Genomic DNA, 15,010 nt, shown 5'->3' with positions numbered 1-15,010 from the left:
GATCCACGCGCGCGTGGGACCCGGAAACGGGCCCCACGCGCGCGTGCCGTTTCGGCGCGCCCACAAGTGGACTCTTCCCGTGACCTGGGTCACCGGGTTAACGTGCGGTAGCTCCGGCCTCCTGCAAGGCTGTGACCAGGGCCCCTTCGCAGCCTTCCCGATTTACTTGGAAATCCAAGCAAAATCGCAGGTCAGATGGGGTTTCACAGAAATGTGGAGCACTGGGTAACGTGCTTGTTGCAGGGCGCTCGCCGGGGCACCTGTCACGCCTGTTCCCGGCCGAGTGGCACCCACCCCGTGCCCCGGTGGCCGAGAACAGGTGAGCCGCACTGGCCTACCGGCAACCCCGGGGGCCGGACCGACGGAGGAGCACACGTGACCGTGGAGAGCACTGCCGCGCGCACATCGCGACGCAGCGCCGGAAGCAAGGCCGGCACCACCGGCACCAAGGGCACCACCCGCACGCCTGCCAAGAAGGCCGCGGCCGCGAAGAAGCCCGCAGCCGCGAAGAAGGCCGCCGAGCCCCAGCTCGTGCAGCTTCTGACGCCCGAGGGCAAGCGCGTCAAGAACGCCGAGTACGACAAGTACGTCGCCGGTTTCACACCGGAAGAGCTCCGCGGCCTGTACCGCGACATGGTGCTCACCCGCCGCTTCGACGCCGAGGCCACCTCCCTGCAGCGCCAGGGCGAGCTGGGCCTGTGGGCCTCGCTGCTCGGCCAGGAGGCCGCCCAGATCGGCTCGGGCCGGGCCCTGCGCGACGACGACTACGTCTTCCCCACCTATCGCGAACACGGCGTCGCCTGGTGCCGTGGGGTGGACCCGACCAACCTGCTCGGCATGTTCCGGGGTGTGAACAACGGCGGCTGGGACCCCAACAGCAACAACTTCCAGCTCTACACGATCGTCATCGGCTCCCAGACGCTGCACGCCACCGGCTACGCGATGGGCGTCGCCAAGGACGGTGCCGACAGCGCGGTGATCGCCTACTTCGGCGACGGCGCCTCCAGCCAGGGCGACGTGGCCGAGTCGTTCACCTTCTCCGCGGTCTACAACGCCCCGGTCGTGTTCTTCTGCCAGAACAACCAGTGGGCCATCTCCGAGCCGACCGAGAAGCAGTCCCGCGTCCCGATCTACCAGCGCGCGCAGGGCTTCGGCTTCCCGGGCGTACGGGTCGACGGCAACGACGTGCTCGCCTGCCTCGCGGTCACCCGCTGGGCCCTGGAGCGGGCCCGCTCCGGCGAGGGCCCGACCCTCGTCGAGGCGTTCACCTACCGCATGGGCGCCCACACCACCTCCGACGACCCGACCCGCTACCGGGGCGACGAGGAGCGCCAGGCCTGGGAGGCCAAGGACCCGATCCTGCGCCTTCGCCGGTTCCTGGAGACCTCAAACCACGCGGACGAGGGATTCTTCGAGGAACTGGAGGCCGAGTCCGAGGCGTTGGGCAAACGAGTGCGCGAAGCGGTCCGTGCCATGCCGGACCCGGACCACTTCGCGATCTTCGAGAACGTCTACGCGGACGGACACGCGCTCGTCGACGAGGAGCGCGCCCAGTTCGCCGCGTACCAGGCGTCGTTCGCCGACGAGGGGGGCAACTGACATGGCCGACAAGATGGCACTCGCCAAAGCGATCAACGAGTCGCTGCGCCACGCCCTGGAGGCCGACCCCAAGGTCCTGATCATGGGCGAGGACGTCGGCAAGCTCGGCGGCGTCTTCCGGGTGACGGACGGACTGCAGAAGGACTTCGGCGAGAGCCGCGTCATCGACACCCCGCTCGCCGAGTCGGGCATCGTCGGCACGGCGATCGGCCTGGCCCTGCGCGGCTACCGCCCGGTGGTGGAGATCCAGTTCGACGGCTTCGTCTTCCCGGCCTACGACCAGATCGTCACCCAGCTCGCGAAGATGCACGCCCGCTCCCTGGGCAAGGTCAAGCTCCCCGTCGTCGTGCGCATCCCCTACGGCGGCGGCATCGGCGCGGTGGAGCACCACTCGGAGTCCCCCGAGGCGCTCTTCGCGCACGTCTCGGGCCTGAAGATCGTCAGCCCGTCCAACTCCTCGGACGCGTACTGGATGATGCAGCAGGCCATCCAGAGCGACGACCCGGTGATCTTCTTCGAGCCCAAGCGCCGCTACTGGGACAAGGGCGAGGTCGCCACGGAGGCGATCCCGGGCCCGCTGCACAAGGCCCAGGTGGTCCGCGAGGGAACCGACCTCACCCTCGCCGCCTACGGCCCGATGGTGAAGCTCTGCCAGGAGGTCGCGGACGCGGCCGCCGAGGAGGGCCGGAACCTCGAGGTCCTGGACCTGCGCTCGGTCTCCCCGCTCGACTTCGACTCCATCCAGGCGTCGGTGGAGAAGACCCGCCGTCTGGTCGTCGTCCACGAGGCCCCGGTGTTCTTCGGCTCCGGCGCGGAGATCGCCGCCCGGATCACGGAGCGCTGCTTCTACCACCTGGAGGCCCCGGTGCTCCGCGTCGGCGGCTACCACGCGCCGTACCCGCCGGCCCGCCTGGAGGAGGAGTACCTGCCGAACCTGGACCGGGTGCTGGATGCCGTCGACCGCTCGCTGGCGTACTGAGGAGAGGGTCGTGACGACGATGACGGAAGCGTCCGTACGCGAGTTCAAGATGCCGGACGTGGGTGAGGGGCTCACCGAGGCCGAGATCCTCAAGTGGTTCGTCCAGCCCGGCGACAAGGTCACCGACGGCCAGGTGGTGTGCGAGGTCGAGACGGCGAAGGCGGCCGTCGAGCTGCCCATCCCGTACGACGGCGTGGTCCGGGATCTGCACTTCCCCGAGGGCACCACGGTCGACGTGGGCACGTCGATCATCGCGGTCGACGTGAGCGGAGGGGCCGCGCCGGCCGAGCCACGGGCGGAAGCGCCCGAGGCCCCGCAGACCACTGAGGAACCGAAGGCGGAGGGCTCCGGCCGCCAGCCGGTGCTCGTCGGCTACGGGGTGGCGACCTCGTCCACCCGCCGTCGCCCCCGCAAGGGCCCGGAGGTCCCGGTCCAGCAGGCCTCGACGGCGGTCCAGACGGAGCTGAACGGCCATGGCGGCGCGCCCTCGACGGCCGCCCCCACGGCTCCCACCGCCCCCGCCGTCAAGGAACGCCCGCTGGCCAAGCCGCCGGTCCGCAAGCTGGCCAAGGACCTGGGCGTCGACCTGACGACCATCGTTCCGACCGGCCCGGACGGCATCATCACCCGCGAGGACGTGCACGCGGCGGTGGCCCCGCCGCAGGCACCGCGGCCGGAGGTCCCCGCGGTCCCCGCGGTCCCCGCGACCGCCGCCCCGGCACCCGCAGCGGCCGTCGTGTCGTACGACACGGCCCGCGAGACCCGCATCCCGGTCAAGGGCGTCCGCAAGGCGACGGCGGCGGCGATGGTCGGCTCGGCGTTCACGGCGCCGCATGTCACGGAGTTCGTGACGGTCGATGTGACGCGCACGATGAAGCTGGTCGAGGAGCTGAAGGAGGACAAGGAGTTCGCGGGCCTGCGCGTGAACCCCCTCCTGCTGATCTCCAAGGCCCTGCTCGTCGCGATCCGGCGCAACCCCGACGTCAACGCGTCCTGGGACGAGGCCGCCCAGGAGATCGTGGTCAAGCACTACGTGAACCTGGGCATCGCGGCCGCGACCCCGCGCGGGCTGATCGTGCCGAACATCAAGGACGCCCACGCCAAGACGCTGCCGCAGCTCGCCGAGTCGCTGGGCGAGCTGGTGTCGACGGCCCGGGACGGCAAGACGTCCCCGGCGGACATGCAGAACGGCACGGTGACGATCACCAACGTCGGTGTCTTCGGCGTCGACACGGGCACGCCGATCCTCAACCCCGGCGAGTCCGCGATCCTCGCGGTCGGTGCGATCAAGCTCCAGCCGTGGGTCCACAAGGGCAAGGTGAAGCCCCGCCAGGTCACCACCCTGGCCCTCTCCTTCGACCACCGCCTGGTCGACGGCGAGCTGGGCTCGAAGGTCCTGGCGGACGTGGCGGCGATCCTGGAGCAGCCGAAGCGTCTGATCACCTGGGCGTGAAGCCGGGCGCCTGATGTCCCGGTACACGCGAAGGGGGGCTCACCGCCGTCGGCGGTGAGCCCCCCTTCGTCATGCCTGTCCTACTGCGCGAAGCCGTAGTTGAGCAGCTTCGTCGCGTCCGTCTTGCGCGAGGTCAAGTCGGTCGAGGTGAGGACCGTGCCGATGACCGTCTTGCCGTTCCGCGTGGCCGCGAAGACCAGGCAGTACTTGGCCTCCGGGCCGGAACCGGTCTTCACGCCGATCGCGCCGGTGTAGCTCGCGAGCAGCGGGTTGGTGTTCTCCCACGGGGCCATCGTCCGCGTGCCGCCGGACTTCGTGGTCGTCTTCGCCGTGTACTTCTTCGTCTTGACGACCGTGCGGAACGTGGAGTTCTTCATGGCGCTGCTGGCGATCTTCGTCAGGTCGCGCGGCGTGGAGTAGTTCTTGCCGTTGCCGATGCCGTCGAACGAGTCGAAGTTGGTGTTCTCCAGACCCAGGTTCTTGGCCGTGGTGTTCATCTTGCCGATGAACGACTTCACGCGCGCCGCCCGCGTCGAGCCCGAGCCGAACTTGTCGGCGAGCGCGTACGCCGCGTCGCAGCCGGACGGCAGCATCAGCCCGTACAGCAGCTGGCGGACGGTGACCTTGTCGCCGACGATCAACTTGGCGTTGGACGCCCAGTTGTTGTCGACGATGTAGTCGCTGTACGCCTTCTGGATCGTGACCTTGCTGTCCAGGTTGAGGTTCGACTGCTTCAGCACCACCAGGGCCGTCATGATCTTGGTGGTCGAGCCGGTGGAGCGACGCGTGTCGGCAGCCTTGGTGTAGAGCGACTTGCCGGTCGCGTTGTTCATCACGTAGCCGCCCTTGGCGGCGATCGTGGGCGCCGTGGCGGCCTGCGCCGGCGCAACGGTGAGGGCTCCGGTCGCGAGCATGGCGCCGGTGGTGACGGCGACGGCCGCGGCTCTACGGAGACGGGTGCCCTTAATGCCGGTTATCAAGTGAAGTACCCCGATTGCGTTGAATGCCCCAGGAGTGCGGCCGAATTGAGGACGAGGGGAAGGGGAGCCGCACGTGTCTGACTTGTAACTAGCACAGTTGGTTGTGCCGTTGCCGAGGGGGACCCGCCGTTTGCCACAGACGTGTGACATTCGAGGGCGCGTGAGTCCGCATCCTGGACGCATACATCCATGCGTACCTGTTGTATCTATGCTGTCGGCATGACCCTGGCCGTGAAGCACCCGCCCGCCGCCGACCGCGTGTACACCCACGTGAAACAGGGCGTCCTGGAGCGCCGCTACGAGGGCGGGACCCTGCTCACCGAGGGCGAGCTCGCCGAGGCCGTCGGGGTCTCCCGCACCCCGGTGCGCGAGGCACTGCTCCGGCTGGAGGTCGAGGGGCTGATCAGGCTCTACCCGAAGAAGGGCGCCCTCGTGCTGCCCGTCTCCGCGCAGGAGATCGCCGACGTCGTGGAGACCCGGCTGCTCGTCGAGGAACACGCGGCGCGCAAGGCCGTACCCGCGCCCCCCGGGCTCATCGAGCGCCTCGAAGCGCTCCTCGCCCGGCAGAAGGAGCAGGCCGCCGCCGGAGACCTCGCCGCGGCCGCCGTCACCGACCGCTGCTTCCACGCCGAGATCGTCCGCAGCGGCGGCAACGAGATCCTCTCCCGCCTCTACGACCAACTCCGCGACCGCCAGCTCCGCATGGGCGTCGCCGTCATGCACTCGCACCCCGACCGGATCGCCAAGACCCTCACCGAACACGAGGAGATCCTTCAAGCGCTGCGCTCCGGGGACGCCGAGGCGGCCGTCGGGCTCGTCCACCGCCACGTCAGCTGGTTCTCGCACCTGGCCCGGGGGGAGGTCCGATGAGCGCCGGCACCCTGCCGGGCGATCCACCGGGCGGCCGGCGCGCCCTTGCCGTCTGGGGCACGGGCGTCTCGGTCTACTTCGTCGCGGTCATCTTCCGCACGTCCCTGGGCGTGGCCGGCCTCGACGCCGCCGACCGCTTCCACGTCAACGCCTCGGCCCTGTCCACCTTCTCCATCCTCCAGCTGCTGGTCTACGCGGGCATGCAGATACCCGTCGGCCTGCTCGTGGACCGGCTCGGCACCAAGAAGGTGCTGGCCCTCGGGGCGGTGCTGTTCACGGCCGGGCAGCTCGGCTTCGCGTTCTCCCCGTCGTACGGCATGGCCCTCGCCTCCCGGGCGCTGCTCGGCTGCGGTGACGCGCTGACCTTCATCAGCGTGCTGCGGCTGGGCACCCGGTGGTTCCCCGCCCGGCGCGGGCCGCTCGTCGCCCAGTTCGCGGGACTGGTGGGCATGGCCGGCAACCTCGTCTCCACGCTCGTCCTGGCCCGGCTGCTGCACGGCATCGGCTGGACGGCCGCGTTCGCGGGCAGCGCGGTCGCCGGGGCCGTCGTGCTCGTGCTGGTGCTGCTGTTCCTGAAGGACCACCCGGAGGGCCACGAGCCGGAGCCGCTCCCGCACCAGGGCGCGGCCTACGTACGGCGCCAGATCGCCGCCTCCTGGCGGGAGCCGGGGACCCGGCTCGGCATGTGGGTGCACTTCACGACCCAGTTCCCCGCGATGGTCTTCCTGCTGCTGTGGGGCCTGCCGTTCCTGGTCGAGGCGCAGGGCCTGTCCCGCGCCACGGCCGGTGAACTCCTCACGCTCGTCGTGCTGTCGAACATGGGCGTCGGCATGGTCTACGGCCAGATCGTCGCCCGGCACCACGAGGCGCGACTGCCGATCGCGCTCGGCACGGTCGGCACGACGGCGGCCCTGTGGGCGGCGACGCTCGCCTACCCCGGCGAGCACGCCCCGATGTGGCTGCTGATCGCGCTGTGCACGGTCCTCGGGGCGTGCGGGCCCGCGTCGATGATCGGCTTCGACTTCGCCCGCCCGGCGAACCCGCCCGAGCGCCAGGGCACCGCCTCCGGCATCACCAACATGGGCGGCTTCGTGGCCTCCATGACCACGCTGTTCGCCGTCGGTGTCCTGCTGGACGCCACTGGCGGCGACTACACCGTCGCCTTCTCGGCGGTGTTCCTGCTCCAGGCCCTCGGGGTCACCCAGATCCTGCGCCTGCGCAAGCGCGCCATCCGACGCGAGCGGGAACGCCTGGTGGCGAGCCGGGTCGAGACGGTGCACGTCCCCGCGTGACGTACCTCAGACGGCCGGTACGAGGGTGAGGTAGGCCAGCCCCAGAACGCCGCGGTACGTCAGCCACCGGCCGCGGTGCCGGTCCGCGCGCTCCCTGGTCTCGGCCGCGAGCGGATGCCCGGGGTGCTCGGCGAGCCACACCTCGACGTCCGCGAGATACGCCGACTCGAACTCCTCCCATTCGTCGAGGCTCGCGGTCTCCGTCCACTCCGGCCTGAACCCGGCCTCGATCGCCAGGTCCACGAGGGACGCGAGGTCGGGGTGGTCGGTGACGGCGGCGTCCGGCCACATCCGGGACAGTTCGGCTGGGGTCGGGGTGCGCTGCCAGAACCCCTCACCGAGCAGGACCCGACCGCCGTCGGCGACGCGCAGACGGAGTTCCTTCAGGGCCTCGGGGAGCCGGTCGCCGAGGGCCTGGCTCGCGCCGAGGCACAGGACGAGATCGGCCGGTTCGTGGGGTGTCTCGGTCGCGGACCCCTCGACGAGACGGACCCGCTCGGCGAGGCCCCGTGCGGCGGCGGCCTCGCGGCCCCGGGCCAGGGCCTCCGTGTCGATGTCCATGCCGGTGCCGGTGGCTCGGGGGGTCGTGGTCAGGATGCGGAGCATGAGTTCTGCCCAGCCGCAGCCGATGTCCAGGACGGTGGTGGGGGTGTTGGCGGACAGGCGGGTGACGAGTTGGTCGGCCCTTGTTTCGGAGAGGGGGCCGTGGAAGGTGAGGCGGGTGTGGCGGGGTGGGGTGGTGGTCATGGGCGGGACGCTACGGGGGGTGGTGGGCTCGGGGCATGGGGTTTTCGGGCCCGGGGAGTTGGGGCTGGGGCCGGGTGGGTGCGCAGCTCGGCGCGACGAGGTGCCGCTGCGCCCACCCGTGCCGCCCCTAGCGGCACGCATGCCCGCAGCTGGGGGGTGCGGCCTACTGGGTCACCGTGAAGTTGTGCAGGATTGCCGCCGTCAGGTCCGGGTCGCCCTCCGTCTTGATGCGGTCCGTCACCGCCTCCGGTGTCACGCGGCCGCAGGCCAGGCGGACGTAGGTTTCCCAGTCGAGGGTGAGGGTCGCGGCGGGGCCGAGGGCGGGGGCCGTTTCGAGGGTGCCGCGGCCCTGGATGTCGACGCGGATCGTGCGCAGGAACTCGAGGGGGCCGTGCACGTCGAAGACGACGGCCGAGCTGCGCGGCGCCTGCGCGTTCTCGGCGACCACGCGCGGGAGTTCGGAGAGCAGCACGTCACGGGCGATGTGCGCGCCGGGGGAGTCGAGGTTGCCGGGCCGGCCGAGGGCGGTGCGCAGGTCCTGCTCGTGCATCCACACGTCGAAGGCGTGCCGCCGCATGGACTCCTCGAGGGTCAGCTCCGTGCCGAGCGGGCCGCGCACCTTCGTGCCCGGGTCGCGCGACTCGTTCCGCAGCTGGCGGTTGCGGCGGATGATCACGTACTCCAGCTCGGAGGTCATCTCCGGCGACGTGTGGTGACGGCGGACGTCGACCTGCATCTCCATGTAGCGCTGGTGGTCGTTCGTCACGTGGAAGAGGTCGCGCGGGAGGGTGTGGATGGGGCGCGGGTCGCCGAGCATCTCGCAGTCCAGGCCGATGACATGGGAGACCACGTCCCGCACCGACCACCCGGGGCACGGCGTCCGCCGGTTCCACTCGGCCTCCGCGAGCGGCTGGAGCAGCTCGGATATCGCATCGATGGAGTGGGTCCAGGCGTCGGCGTAGGGCTGGAGGGTGGGATGCAGACTCACGGAACGGGACCCCTCGGCGGTCGGTGCACGGGCAGGTGGTGGCGGCGTTGCCAGTGGGAGGTGGCGGCTGTCGGCGGGTGTCTTGGCAGCTAAGTTACGCTGCTGTGAGGCACCCCGGCAGTGCTTTCGTGTGACGATCGTAGGCCCGGGGGGACGCCCATGTGGACGGGTCGAATGCCAGGACGGTGGTAGTGTGCGCGCCTCTGTGATCCAGATCGCCGTAGATGAGGGCGAATCGGTCGAATCGCGCCGATGGCGGGTGGCGTCGCTCGTCCGGGAGCAGGCCGGTGCCGATCTCGTCGTCCTGCCGGAGCTGTGGACCACGGGCGCCTTCGCCTACGAGGAGTTCGGGCGCGAGGCCGAGCCGCTCGACGGGCCGACGTACGAGGCGATGGCGAAGGCCGCGAGCGACGCGGGCGTGTGGCTGCACGCGGGCTCCATCCCCGAGCGCGACCCCGAGGGTCCCCTGTACAACACCTCCCTCGTCTTCTCCCCCTCCGGCGACCTGGCCGCCGCCTACCGCAAGATCCACCGCTTCGGCTTCGACAAGGGCGAGGCCGTGCTGATGGGCGCGGGTGCCGAGCTGGTGACGGTGCGTCTGCCGGGGACCGTCCTGGGCCTGTCCACCTGCTACGACCTCCGTTTCCCCGAACTCTTCCGCTCTCTCGTCGACGCCGGTGCCGAGACGCTCGTGGTGTCGGCGGGCTGGCCGGAGCGCCGCCGGTCCCACTGGACGCTGCTGGCCCAGGCACGGGCCGTCGAGAACCAGTCGTTCGTCGTCGCGTGTGGAACGGCCGGGACGCACGCCGGAGTTCCCCAGGCCGGTCACTCGATCGTGGTCGATCCCTGGGGCGAGGTGCTGGCCGAGGCCGGCGCCGACGAGGAGGTCCTCACGGTGGAGTTCGACCCGGGGAAGGTCGCGACGACACGGGAGCAGTTCCCGGCGCTGAAGGACCGCCTGCTGGGCCTGGAGCCCCCGCGCAGGCCGTAGGGCCGCGACCGCCTCAGGACCTCAGTCCTCCCGTTCCTTCTCCGCCAGGTGGATGACACACACCGCCACCGCGATCAGCAGCGCCGGATCGGCGTCCTCGCGGACGACGTCCACGCCGTAGGTGTCCCGCAGCGTCAGCCAGCGCCGTGAGATCACCGCCAGCAGCTCACCGTCGTACTCGACGGCGAACTCCCGGTCGAGGATCTTGCCGCTCACATCCAGCTCATTGCCGTCCGCCAGCGACACCCGATAGTGGTTGCGCAGCAGGGACAGCCGCTTCCTGCGGATCGTCGCCAGCGGCTCCCCGGCCCGCTGCAGCACCATCGTGTCGCGCAGGGCGAGCATCTTCTGATGGATGTCCACGAGCACCCGCCCCTGGACGTCCTTCAGCTCCCAGGTGTCCCGCAGCCGCAACGCCTTGCCGTCGACGAGGAACACCTTGCTGCCGCGCTCGTCCTCGATCCAGTAGTCATCACCGAAACCGAGAAGCCGGTCATACACGAGAAATCTCATGAGACCAGGGCTTCCCCCTGGCCCGTTCCGAAACGCCGCCGATAGGCCGACGGGCTGAGTCCTGTCGCCCGACGCACGCGCGTGCGCAGGTGGGCGGCCGTACCGAGCCCGCTGCGGGCCGCCACCACGTCCAGCCGTTCCTCACCCCGCTCGATCAGCCGGCAGGCCAGCGCGACGCGCTCCCCGGTCAGCCAGGCGAGTGGTGTCGTCCCCAGTTGAGCGCGGAACCGGCGGTGAAGGGTGGCGGGGCTGACCCGCGCGCGTGCGGCCAGGTCCGCCACCGTCAGCGGCTCACCCAGCCGCTCCTGCGCCCACGCCAGCAGCGGGGCCAGGGACTCGTCCGGCACGTCCGGGACGGGCCGCTCCACGAACTGCCGCTGCCCGCCGTCCCGGTGCGCGGCGAACACCAGCCGCCGGGAAACGTGGTTGGCGATCTCGGCGCCGTGGTCACGCCGTACGACGTGCAGCCCCAGGTCCAGTGCGGAGGCGCTGCCTGAGGCGGTGAGGATGTCGCCGTCGTCCACGAACAGCACGTCCGGCTCCAGCCCGACCTGCGGAAACCGTGCCCGGAAGGACTCCGCCCACATCCAGTGGCAGGCCGCACGGCGCCCGTCCAGCAGCCCGGCCTCCGCGATCGTGAACGCACCCGAGCAGAACCCGACGAGTCGCGCGCCACGCGCGTGTGCCCGGCGTACCACGTCCAGGACACGCGGCGCCCGGGGCGTGCCGGTGTCGGGCCGGTTCGGCACGATCAGGGTGTCCGCCTCCTCGGCGGCCTCCAGTCCGGCGACCCCGGTCAGGGTGAAGAAGCCGTCCCGCATGCGCGTGTGCGGTGCCGCGGCACACAGCCGGAAGTCGTACAGCTCCCGCCCGAGCTCCGGCCTGGACAGCCCGAAGATCTCGATGGCGCAGCTCATCTCGAAGGGGTTCGAGTTCTCGTCCACCAGCAGGACGACTCGGTGCGGGCGGTGCGAGGATCCTTTCGGCATGTGCGATTCCTAGCACTCGCGCGGGACGTACGGCACCCCGGAGGATCCCCTCATGACCCAGGAACCCGTCTCACTCGCCCACGCCCTGGCCTCCTTCTCCCAGCGGTGGAGCCCCCGGATCGTCGCCGCCGTCAACGACTACGACGTCCGCGTCGCCAAGGTCGAGGGCGAGCACGTCTGGCACGTCCACGAGCACACCGACGAGTTCTTCCTCGTGCTCGACGGCGAACTGCACATCGGCCTGCGGGAGCCGGCCGGGGAACGCACGGTCGTGCTCCCCAAGGGCAGCGTCTTCACCGTCCCGCGCGGCACCGAGCACAAGCCCTGCGCCCCCGTCCCGACCGCGATCCTCATGTTCGAACCCACCGGCACCCTCACCGTCGGCGACCGCCACGACGAGGTCCCGGACCATGTGGACGCCACGACGGGGCATGCGCTGACCTGACAGTCACGGAAGTTCATTACCTTTGACACTCATGTTCGTTCACAGAGTGAGCAACTCTGGGAGGGGACATGAGGCAACCGGATATCAGCGCAGACCTGTACTTACGGCTTTCCGTGGACCGGGAGGGAAAGACTGCCATCGAGCGGCAGGAGGCCGACTGCCGTGCTTGGGCCGCACGGCACGGGCTGGTGGTTCGCCAGGTACACGTCGACCGGGGCCGCTCCGGCTACAAGGACGTGACCCGCAAGGGCTTCGAGGCTGCCAGAGCGGCTGTGACCTCAGGGGCTGTCCGGACGCTGATCGTGTGGAAGCTGGATCGCCTCAGTCGCAAGGGCACAGCGGAAGTCGGACCCCTCCTGGACGAGTTCGACTTGAACCACAGCCGACTGGTCTCCGTCATGGACGGCCTGGATTCGAGCTCGCCCGGAGACAGGCTCGCCATGGCCTCACTGTCGGAGTGGGCACGAGCCGAGGCGGAGACCCAGGGTGAACGCATCCGGCATGCCAAGCAGTACCTGCGCAGCCGGGGGCGGTGGATCGGAGGGCAGCCGCCTTACGGACTCCGCGTCGACGCCGCGTCGGGGCAGCTGACGCCCGACCCCGAGACCGCTGTGTACGCACGCCTGATCGCGGACGAGGCCCTCTCCGGGCGCCCGCTGGTGAAGATCGCCAGGCTGCTGAATGAGTATGAGATCGCCGCGCCCAGAGGAGGTCTTTGGCAAGTGGGGTCACTGTCTCAACTGCTCCGGGCCCCGGCCTTCGCCGGACTGCTGCCCGAAACGGAGACTGTGTGGGACGAGAAACGCGACTGCCGCAGGTACACAAGCGTTGTCCGGCCCTATCTGGATCCGCAGACGGGGCAACCGGTCATGGTCGGCGAAGGAATTGTCACTCTGAAGGAACAACAGCGGATCGTCGCGGAACTGGAATCCAGAACCCGCCTGCGAGGCGACGGCGTCAAGCGGCCTGTGCGGGGACCGGCCCACTTGCTGACCGGACTGCTGTACTGCGATGCCGAGGGCTGTGGAGCGCGCATGAGCAGGAACGGGACGTCGTACGTGTGCCAGGGTGTGCGATTGGGACACACATGCCCGGGAGCACGGGCGATGGCCACCAGCGTCGAAGCGGCCGTAGTGGCTGCGGTGCTCGTCCGACAACCGGGGGTGGCGGCGGAGTGGAACGACGGAGACATTTCGCGGAAGCGGGCGCTGCTGTTCGAAGTGGTGGAGAGGGTTTGGGTCACCAGAGCTGAAGGAAGAGGCCGACGGTTCGAGCCGGACAAGCGGCTTCGGATCGTCTGGGCTGCCGAAGGATCGCACGGAGGAGCCTCCCACCAGGTGTGATTGGCTGGGGTCATGGCAAAGCGTGCACGAGTCCGTGCCCCCGAGCTCATCGGCAAGGGCGGATGGATCAACACAGGGGACAAGGAGCTCAGCCTTGCGGAGTTCCGCGGCCGGATCATAATTGTTGATTTCTGGACATTTTGTTGCGTGAACTGTCTGCACGTCCTGGACGAGCTCCGGGAGCTCGAGGAGAAGCACCGGGACACGGTCGTCGTCATCGGGGTGCACTCGCCGAAGTTCGTGCATGAGGCCGAGCATCAGGCGGTCGTCGATGCCGTGGAGCGGTACGGGGTGGAGCACCCGGTGCTCGACGACCCGGAGCTCGCGACGTGGAAGCAGTACGCCGTGCGGGCCTGGCCGACGCTCGTCGTGATCGACCCCGAGGGGTATGTGGTCGCGCAGCACGCCGGTGAGGGGCATGTGCACGCCATTGAGCGGCTGGTCGAGGAGCTGGAGACCGAGCACGCCGTCAAGGGCACGCTGCGGCGCGGGGACGGGCCGTATGTGGCGCCGGAGCCGGAGCCGACGGCGCTGCGGTTCCCGGGGAAGGCCGTGCCGCTGCCGAGCGGGAACTTCCTGGTCAGCGACACCACCCGGCATCAGCTGGTGGAGCTCGCCGAGGACGGCGAGAGCGTGGTGCGCAGGATCGGGTCCGGGGCGCGCGGGTTCGCCGACGGCGGCGCAGGCACCGCCGCCTTCAGCGAGCCGCAGGGGCTCGCCCTGCTCGACGACGGCTCCGTGGTCGTCGCCGACACCGTCAATCACGCGCTGCGGCGGCTGGACCTCACCACCGGCGAGGTCACCACCCTCGCCGGCACGGGCCGTCAGTGGTGGCAGGGCTCGCCCACCTCGGGCCCGGCCCGCGAGGTCGACCTCTCCTCCCCCTGGGACGTCGCCCGGTGGCAGGAGAAGATCTGGATCGCCATGGCCGGTGTGCATCAGCTGTGGGTGTACGACCCGGTCGAGGGGACGGTGGCCGTCGCCGCCGGGACCACCAACGAAGGGCTGGTGGACGGGCCGGGCGGTGAGGCCTGGTTCGCGCAGCCGTCCGGGCTGGCCGCGACCCCGGAGCGGCTCTGGCTCGCCGACTCGGAGACGTCGGCCCTGCGCTGGGTGGAGCCCGACGGTTCCGTGCACACGGCCGTCGGCACCGGTCTGTTCGACTTCGGGCATCGGGACGGCGCCGCCGAACAGGCCCTGTTGCAGCACCCGTTGGGTGTCACCGCGTTGCCGGACGGATCCGTCGCCGTCTCCGACACCTACAACCACGCCCTGCGCCGCTACGACCCGGCGACCGGTGAGGTGACGACCCTGGCCACGGACCTGCGCGAGCCCAGCGACGCGGTGCTCGTCGGCGACGACATCGTGGTCGTGGAGTCCGCCCGGCACCGGCTGACCCGGCTGCGGCTGCCCGAGGAGGCCGTGCAGGTGCCGGACGTGGCCCACCGCACGCAGCGGGAGCCCACCGAGGTCGCCCCCGGCCGGCTCCGACTGGACGTGATCTTCCAGGCCCCGGCGGGCCAGAAGCTGGACACCCGCTACGGGCCCTCGACCCGCCTGCTCGTCTCCTCCACCCCGCCGGAGCTGCTGCGCAGCGGCGAGGGCGCGGGAACCGATCTCTCCCGCGCCCTCGAACTCGACCCTGCCGTGGAGGAGGGTGTGCTGCACATCTCCGCGATGGCCGCCTCCTGTGACGACGACCCGTCGAACGAGTACCCCGCATGTCACGTCCACCAGCAGGACTGGGGCGTACCCGTCCGCCTCACCGAGGCGGGGACGGACCGGCTCCCGCTGGTGCTGGCCGGGCTGGACGCCTGATCC

At 70.4% G+C, this 15,010-nt stretch carries 14 protein-coding genes; 9 read left to right on the top strand and 5 right to left on the bottom strand.

Annotated elements, in window-relative coordinates; genetic code table 11:
• Nucleotides 1-375: 375 nt before the first annotated feature.
• Genes pdhA through KJK29_RS18320 form a run of 3 tightly spaced genes read left to right on the top strand, consistent with a single transcriptional unit; the run spans nt 376 to nt 4,031 of the window.
• On the top strand, nt 376-1,599 hold the full coding sequence (gene pdhA / locus KJK29_RS18330) for a pyruvate dehydrogenase (acetyl-transferring) E1 component subunit alpha (RefSeq protein WP_215120239.1): 1,224 nt from the start codon (nt 376-378) through the stop codon (nt 1,597-1,599).
• A 1-nt stretch (nt 1,600) separates the two neighbouring features.
• Nucleotides 1,601-2,578 carry an alpha-ketoacid dehydrogenase subunit beta gene (locus KJK29_RS18325; protein WP_215120238.1) on the top strand — a complete coding sequence of 326 codons (978 nt, stop codon included), beginning with the start codon at nt 1,601-1,603 and terminating at the stop codon, nt 2,576-2,578.
• Nucleotides 2,579-2,588: 10 nt separating this feature from the next.
• Nucleotides 2,589-4,031: a dihydrolipoamide acetyltransferase family protein gene (locus KJK29_RS18320; protein WP_215120237.1), complete on the top strand. Its 1,443-nt coding sequence runs from the start codon at nt 2,589-2,591 to the stop codon at nt 4,029-4,031.
• An 80-nt stretch (nt 4,032-4,111) separates the two neighbouring features.
• Here the strand turns inward: KJK29_RS18320 and KJK29_RS18315 are convergent, their stop codons facing one another.
• Nucleotides 4,112-5,011, bottom strand: a complete 900-nt coding sequence (locus tag KJK29_RS18315; RefSeq protein WP_215120236.1) for a D-alanyl-D-alanine carboxypeptidase family protein — start codon at nt 5,009-5,011, stop codon at nt 4,112-4,114.
• 219 nt (nt 5,012-5,230) lie between these two features.
• Here KJK29_RS18315 and KJK29_RS18310 point away from each other — a divergent pair, with 219 nt between their 5' ends.
• Both KJK29_RS18310 and KJK29_RS18305 read left to right on the top strand, forming a co-directional pair.
• Nucleotides 5,231-5,881: a GntR family transcriptional regulator gene (locus KJK29_RS18310; RefSeq protein WP_215120235.1), complete on the top strand. Its 651-nt coding sequence runs from the start codon at nt 5,231-5,233 to the stop codon at nt 5,879-5,881.
• Nucleotides 5,878-7,173: an MFS transporter gene (locus KJK29_RS18305; protein ID WP_215120234.1), complete on the top strand. Its 1,296-nt coding sequence runs from the start codon at nt 5,878-5,880 to the stop codon at nt 7,171-7,173. The genes KJK29_RS18310 and KJK29_RS18305 overlap by 4 nt, the downstream gene beginning before the upstream one ends.
• Nucleotides 7,174-7,179: 6 nt before the next feature.
• On the opposite strand, the gene KJK29_RS18300 is transcribed toward KJK29_RS18305, so the two are convergent.
• Together KJK29_RS18300 and KJK29_RS18295 are read right to left on the bottom strand one after the other, a co-directional pair.
• Nucleotides 7,180-7,920 (bottom strand): SAM-dependent methyltransferase, encoded by a 741-nt coding sequence (locus KJK29_RS18300; RefSeq protein ID WP_215120233.1) that lies wholly within the window; start codon nt 7,918-7,920, stop codon nt 7,180-7,182.
• A gap of 163 nt (nt 7,921-8,083) precedes the next feature.
• A complete protein-coding gene (locus KJK29_RS18295; RefSeq protein WP_215120232.1) occupies nt 8,084-8,908 on the bottom strand; it encodes a maleylpyruvate isomerase family mycothiol-dependent enzyme in 825 nt (274 codons plus the stop codon).
• A gap of 193 nt (nt 8,909-9,101) precedes the next feature.
• On the opposite strand from KJK29_RS18295, the gene KJK29_RS18290 reads away from it, so the two are divergent.
• The gene (locus KJK29_RS18290) at nt 9,102-9,899 is read left to right on the top strand and encodes a carbon-nitrogen family hydrolase (RefSeq protein WP_215120231.1); all 798 of its coding nucleotides are present in this window, start codon (nt 9,102-9,104) and stop codon (nt 9,897-9,899) included.
• 21 nt (nt 9,900-9,920) lie between these two features.
• Here the strand turns inward: KJK29_RS18290 and KJK29_RS18285 are convergent, their stop codons facing one another.
• Together KJK29_RS18285 and KJK29_RS18280 are read right to left on the bottom strand one after the other, a co-directional pair.
• A complete protein-coding gene (locus KJK29_RS18285) occupies nt 9,921-10,412 on the bottom strand; it encodes an LURP-one-related/scramblase family protein (RefSeq protein WP_215120230.1) in 492 nt (163 codons plus the stop codon).
• Entirely contained in the window at nt 10,409-11,401 is a 993-nt protein-coding gene (locus KJK29_RS18280) for a GlxA family transcriptional regulator (protein ID WP_215120229.1), read from the bottom strand. The genes KJK29_RS18285 and KJK29_RS18280 overlap by 4 nt, the downstream gene beginning before the upstream one ends.
• A gap of 52 nt (nt 11,402-11,453) precedes the next feature.
• On the opposite strand from KJK29_RS18280, the gene KJK29_RS18275 reads away from it, so the two are divergent.
• The 3 genes from KJK29_RS18275 to KJK29_RS18265 all read left to right on the top strand — a co-directional run bounded on the left by KJK29_RS18275 (nt 11,454) and on the right by KJK29_RS18265 (nt 15,007).
• Nucleotides 11,454-11,846, top strand: coding sequence for a cupin domain-containing protein (locus KJK29_RS18275; RefSeq protein WP_215120228.1), 393 nt, complete (start codon nt 11,454-11,456; stop codon nt 11,844-11,846).
• A gap of 68 nt (nt 11,847-11,914) precedes the next feature.
• A complete protein-coding gene (locus KJK29_RS18270) occupies nt 11,915-13,189 on the top strand; it encodes a recombinase family protein (protein WP_215120227.1) in 1,275 nt (424 codons plus the stop codon).
• A 12-nt stretch (nt 13,190-13,201) separates the two neighbouring features.
• On the top strand, nt 13,202-15,007 hold the full coding sequence (locus KJK29_RS18265) for an NHL domain-containing thioredoxin family protein (protein WP_215120226.1): 1,806 nt from the start codon (nt 13,202-13,204) through the stop codon (nt 15,005-15,007).
• The last annotated feature ends 3 nt before the right edge of the window (nt 15,008-15,010 follow it).

The sequence above is a fragment of the Streptomyces koelreuteriae genome (assembly GCF_018604545.1).
GTDB lineage: Bacteria > Actinomycetota > Actinomycetes > Streptomycetales > Streptomycetaceae > Streptomyces > Streptomyces koelreuteriae.
Note: the sequence above shows the minus strand (reverse complement) of the source record. Positions and strands in the feature narration are given on the sequence as shown.